At 69.9% G+C, this 5,998-nt stretch carries 2 protein-coding genes and 1 pseudogene; all 3 read right to left on the bottom strand.

The features are described from left to right. Window positions 1-1,578, bottom strand: a 1,578-nt coding sequence (locus StrepF001_RS44080) for a DUF1998 domain-containing protein (protein ID WP_129803691.1), incomplete at its 3' end; no start/stop codon positions are given. Next, on the bottom strand, window positions 1,575-4,709 hold the full coding sequence (locus StrepF001_RS44075) for a helicase-related protein (RefSeq protein ID WP_129803690.1): 3,135 nt from the start codon (window positions 4,707-4,709) through the stop codon (window positions 1,575-1,577). The genes StrepF001_RS44075 and StrepF001_RS44080, both read right to left, overlap by 4 nt. 56 nt (window positions 4,710-4,765) lie before the next feature. Then, window positions 4,766-5,998: pseudogene (locus tag StrepF001_RS46115) on the bottom strand (hypothetical protein); the annotation flags it as partial.

Genomic DNA, 5,998 nt, shown 5'->3' with positions numbered 1-5,998 from the left:
GGGCGGTTCGCCCTGGCGCACGAGTCCGCCCAGAGTGCCTTCGGCGTCTCCGGCGGCGGTGTAGACGAGGATGCCGTACTGGTCCTGGTCAGGGCGGGCGTAGATGCGTTCGCGGAGGCTCGCCGTCGTGTAGCCGGACTCGAAGGACAACTGGCGGATGAGGAGGTGCGCGAGCGTGTGCAGGAGAACGAACCTCGGCGAGAGCTCCGCCCCGGTGAGGGCCTCCAGCCGGTCCTTCTGGAAGGCTCGGTCGAGGTCGGCACGCATTCCGGCGACGCGGCGACGTACTCGGTCGTCCGCTTCCCACTCGGTCAGTGAGTCCTTGTCGAGGGTGAGGAAGATGCCTTCGCCGAATACCTCGACGGCGGGCAGCCACTTCAGGCGCCGTGCGGTGTCGGCGGGCACGACTGTCGCGTCCGGGGACACCCTGGTGAAACCGGACAGCGCGCGCACTTCTCTCAACCGGTCTGCGAGCAGGACGCGCCCGATGCGGCGCCGCAGGCCCACCCAGGGTTCCATGGTCTCCTGCGCCAGGTCGAGCGTGGTCGCGCGCAGCGCGAAGTCCCGGGTGGCGGGCGGTACGGGAGCCATGAACGCCGCCCACTCCTCGCGGCTGAGGTCGGGGCGCACGGGCACGGCGGCCGGCCCGGACGCGGCCGCCACTGGCTGTCCGGTCTCCTCGGCCAGGAGGACATCCAGCAGGGCGCCGTCCGCTCCGGTGTCATCCTTGATCATTTCGCGGAAGACTTCGGCGCGCGGGGTCGCGGCGACCTTGCACAGGGAGACCCACAGGTCGTGCTCGCGCACCCGGCTCGCGAGTGACTCGTCGGCGTACACCGCGGTTTCCGTCTCGGGTATGTCGAGGGCCGAGTGCACCACGGGGTAGTACAGATTGCCTGCGGTGCGCTGAACTATCTGGACGGGCTTGACGCACTCCACCGCCTCGTTGGCCCGCTGCCACGGGTTGCGCCCGGAGCAGCGCATGCCGTGCGTGCCGAGGATGTCGAGCAGGTCCCGCACGGCTCCGCAGCCCTTCGCCGTGCACACGACTGACAGGGCTTCGAGGCCGGAGGCCCGGTCGGAGACCAGGAAGCGCAGCTTCTCGCGTTCGCCGCACTCCCGGCGCTCGGTGGCCTCGCGTCGCGAATGAGCCCAGAACCACCAGTCGATGTCTCCGAGGTGGCCGGCGGAGCAGATCTGCACGAACCTCATGGGCGCCAACGTGGGCCCGGGTGAGCAGGACGGGCAACGCGGCGGCTGTCCCGGCTTCTCGTCGGCGATGCGCCAGCGTTTCATGCGCCGGCAGGCGCCGCAGAACAGCCAGGACGGGAAGCGGATGTAGGGAGCGCCGGGCGCGTCCGGCACGTCGTACCGTTCGTTGGGGGTGGGCGGTGCGGCGTAGAAGCCGGTGACGCCGAGACGCGCGGCCAGCCTGGTCGACTCCACGCGCTGCTTGGCGCGCTGCGGCCAGTCCCCGATGCCGGTGGCCACGAACGATTCGCCCTGGATGTCGAAGACGGCTCCGACCCCGAACGGCAGGACGGTCTGCGACTGACGTACCCGAAGTGTCCGGCTCACAGGTCCGCTCCCTTCACCATTACCTGGCATTCCCGGTCGACGTTGCGCATGGAGTTGGGGGTCTCCCACAGGCCGTAGCGCTGTTCGAAACTCTTGATCAGGTTGGACTGGCCCTTGCCCTGGCTGCGGTAGTACAGCTCCCGGCCTTCCTTGCGCGCCTCGCGTGCGGCGTCCTCCCAGTCGGCCAGGAGTTCACCGAGTTCCTGGCGCACGGCCTCGGCGGCGAGGTCCTCACCTGCGGCGACCACCCGTGCCGTCAGCTCATCGGCCAGCGACTCGGCTTCCGTCATCCTGTCGAGAACTCCCCCGGCCTGGTTCTCCGCGGCCAGGCCGAGACGGTGTCGTACGAGGATGACGAGCGCGGCATGGAGTGCCCGCCGTCGCGAAGGCACCGACCACGGTGTGACGCTGGTCGGTTCGACGTGCCGGTAGAGCGAGCGGTGGTACACGTCGAACGTCTCGTAGTGCGAGCGGTCGCGGGGGCGGGTCGCGTTGAAGAACGTGACGACGAGACCTGGTACGGCGTGCCGGCCCACGCGGCTGGTGGCCTGGATGTACTCGGCCGTCGTCTTGGGCTGCCCCTGCATCAGCATGAGCGACAGCCGCTTCACGTCGACGCCCACGGACAACATGTTCGTGCAGGGCAGGAAGGACACCGACTGCTCGTCCTGCCAGCCCTTCTCAAGCCGGTCGAGCAGAACCGGTTGCTCCGCCCGCGGCAGGTTGCTCGTCAGTTCCTGCACCTGATCGTCCCGCAACTCGCGTATCCCTGCTCCGGTGCCGGAGTCGAGGCCCTTCAACTGGGCCGGGATGTCGTCGGCCGCGGCCGTGACGGTGCGCCCGAGTTCCCGCAGGCTGTGGTGGTAGGCGACGAGGGTCCAGTAGTCGTCGCGGTTCTCCAGGGGAAGTTCCCAGGCGCCCTGAAGCATGGCAGCGGCGGTGGCCACGGAGGCACGGCCCGCGGTGTGACCCTGGGCCATCACCCCGAGGTACAGCCGTCCTGGTCGCGACGTGTCGGGTTCGGCGAAGTACGAGTGCCTGGCGTCGAGTCCGGCGGGCGGGAAGAGCTGCACGTCACTGCCGTACAGTGCGCGGACCTGCTCGCCGGAGCGGCGGATGGTCGCCGTCGAGGCCACCACCTTGGGGCTGATTCCCTCGGTCGTGGTGCACAGGCCGAGCACCGCCGACTCATAAAGGCCCACCGTGGTACCGAGAGGGCCGGTGAGCAGATGCAGCTCGTCCTGGATGACGAGGGTTGGCGGCAGGTTCCCGGTGCCGGCGCCGAACAGCCGCCCGGCACGCGGCTCCCAGGCCAGCCGGGCGAACTTGTCCACGGTGCCGAGCACGAACGTGGGCGGACGGTCGTACAACTGCTCGTCCACGACACCGACGGGCAGCTCGTCGTGGAAGGCGCATTCGTCGCGGGGGCAGAAGAAGGCGAAGGAGTCGGCTGCCGCCCGCACACCGTAGTCCCCGATGTCCGGAGACTTGTGGGAGGGAAGTATGCGCGTGCCGCACCAGGGACACCGGTCCAGGATGAACACGTCGTCCGGCTTGGCAGCCCTGCGTACCTCCTCGAACTTGGTGCGGGCGGTGTCGTAGGAGTTCGGCGAGGTGGCCTCGCCCACCCACAGGCCGATGGAGAACGGCTCCTGTCCGTACGTCTCGGGATCGGCTCGGCGCAGGGTCTCCAGGGCACAGACGGTGGTGGCCGCGCGCTGGAACTGCTGGGTGGTGAGCAGGCTGAGGGTGTAGCGGCTGAGCACCGCGGTCCCGCCGCCGTCGGAAGCGGTGCGGCGCAGAAGCATGACGAAAGCGGCCAGGAGCAGGTAGGCCTCGGTCTTTCCACCACCTGTGGGGAACCAGATCAGGTCGGTGGTGCCGCGGTCGGGGTGCCGGGGATCGGCTATGCCGTCCACGGCAAGGAGGAAGAACGCGAGCTGGAACGGCCGCCAGGTGGCGTCCGCGTGCGGTGTCGGGTCGAGCAGAACCGGGTCGCGGCGGGCGCGCCGCTCGCCGGCCTGGTCGTGGGCGGAGTGCCGCATCTGCAACGCCATGGCCTGGTTCGCCGCTCGGAAGGCGCGCAGGAGTTCGGGGCGGCGCGGGTCACAGAGCGTGCGCACACCCGACTCGATGCGGGCGACCGCCGTACCGATGCGCTCGAGGATCCGGTCTGCGGCGTCCCGTCCCCATTCGGGGATGTCCGCATTGAGTTGTCCCACGTACCAGGCGCGATAGTGGGTGGCGAACTCGCCCAGTTCTTCGCGGAGCTGCTCCACTGAGACGTCGGGGTCCGCCAGGTGCAGGACGTTGAGGACGGGTGTGTCGGTGAGGCCCGCGGCCCGGGTGCCGCTGACCTCGGCCTGCGGCATGACGGCTGCCCGCACTCCGGTCACGCGCCCGGTGTCCTCGTCGCGCAGCTCCTCCACGGCGCACCCGTGTCCGACGGCATGCGTCTGTACGTGTCGGTACTGCAGTCGCAGTTCTTGTTCCTCGGGATCGCGGCTGGCGAGCCGGATGCTCGGGTAAGGCAGCACGGTCCCGTCCACGGGCCGGGCGGTCAGGCCCACCTGGAACAGCATGCGGTCCCACTGGGCGGCTTTGCCGAGGGCCTGCTCGTGGTGTGCGACGTTGACCAGGGCCACGGTGACCAGATGCCCGCTGCCGAACGTCCGGCGGCGCACCCGGAGCTCAGCCCGGCCGTCCAGGACGAGCACGCGATCGCGGTCCGCTTCGAGTGTGTGTGTCTCGGGGTCGAGCGGAATCCGCTTCCAACGCCGGCCGCGTTCGCCCGTCGCCGCCTTGGTCTCATAACGTGCGCCCGAACAGCTGACGGTGACAGTTGTGGTGTCGGTGTAGAAGCTCAGTCCCAGGGAGGACGGCAGCCAGGAGTTGGCCTCGGGAACGGGATCCGTGGACGGAGCTGTGTCGTCGGCCCGGGCTTCGGTGCCGAGGCCGTCCGGCTCCTCCGCCGCGAGGTCCAGTTGCCGCTGTAGGTCCGCCTCCTGCGGGTAGAGGGTGCCCATGAGGTACTGCCGGTCGGGCGGGGCATCGAGGGTCTCGTACTCTCCGGCGACCGGGCCGACGAGTTGGCGGTGAAGGTAGTCGACGAGCTCTTGCCGGGCGTCCATGGTGCTCCTGGGAACTGTTCTAGCGGGTACGACGGTGGGTGGAGCGCGGGCTCGCCTCAGGACCGGCGCCAGCGGTCCCTGAGGGATGCCCGGTCGGCGGCCGGTGCCTGCAGTGCGGCGAGCTGCGTCTGCAACTCGGTGATACGGACCCAGGCATCGTGCTCGGCCTGTGCAAGGCGTGCCGCCGCGAGTTGTTCGCCCTGCACCGCGCGCGCCTCCGCCTGTTCGGCGGCGGTGACCAGCGCTTGCGCCCGCTGCTCCGCAGCCTCGGCCCGTTGCTGCGCCTGCTCCACGTCCGCGGCGGCACGCTGCCCGGCCTCGTACATGGCTCGGTCCCGGGCGATGAGGCGCGCCTCGGTCTGCCGCAGGCGCGTTTCCGTCTGCCGGAGTCGAGATTCGAGGTCCGCGACGCGTGCCACAGCGTCCTCGCGGTACTCGTGCAGCTGCTTCTCCGCCTGCTCGGCGTGGGCCTGCAACCGGGACACCTGCTCGGAAGCGACCGCCGACATGGCCGTTTCGGCCTGTCGCAGCCGGATCTCGAGGTCCACGACGCGTTCCTGTGTACGACGCGTCGCGGCCATGTTCGCTTCGCGGTGCTCCGCCTTGAGCCGCGCGATGCGCTCCTCGGCCTGCTGCCGCAGGTGCTGCTCCTGGCGTGCCAGCGCCTTGTCGACGCGGTTCAGCAGAATCTCTTCCAGGTCGTCGAGCTGTTGTCCGGCCTCTGCCTGGAGGGCCGTGACGCGTGCGTCGGCGGCCTGCCGTTCCTCCGCCAGCCGACGCTCGTACGTGTCGGCCAGCCGTGCGAGTTCCGCCTCGTGCCGGGCGCGGTCCTCGGTGGGCAGGTGCTCGATGTCTGCGGAAGGCTCCGGCGACGTACCGGCGTGCTCTTCCTGCTCGTCTTCGATCCCTGCCGCCTGCGCCGCAGTGAACTCGCGAAGGGCGTCGCGGACAGCGAGGCGCGACTCGTTGTCCACCAGGGGTTTCGCGGCCAGGTATGCGCGGGGTGTCGTCCCGCCCAGGGCCTCGGAAGGCCACTCGAAGAAGTGCTCGGGCCGGAGTTCCAGACCCTTGACAGCGTCGAAGACACTTTCGAGCACCTCCAGGGCCCGGACTGCGTGGCGGTTGAGCATGCCTCGTTCGCGACCGGCCCTGACGACGGCGTTTGCGGCGGACGAGCCCAGTATCACTGCTAGTTGTGGCTGCCCTACGGCGAGCAGCGCATACTCGGCGAGCCAGGCCACTTCCCCGCCGAACGGCGTCGGCGTCAGCTCCCGAGCCCGGTCCCAGTC

The sequence above is a fragment of the Streptomyces sp. F001 genome, assembly GCF_004187715.1.
Lineage (GTDB): Bacteria > Actinomycetota > Actinomycetes > Streptomycetales > Streptomycetaceae > Streptomyces > Streptomyces flavusporus.
This window is presented reverse-complemented; position numbering and strand designations above follow the sequence as displayed.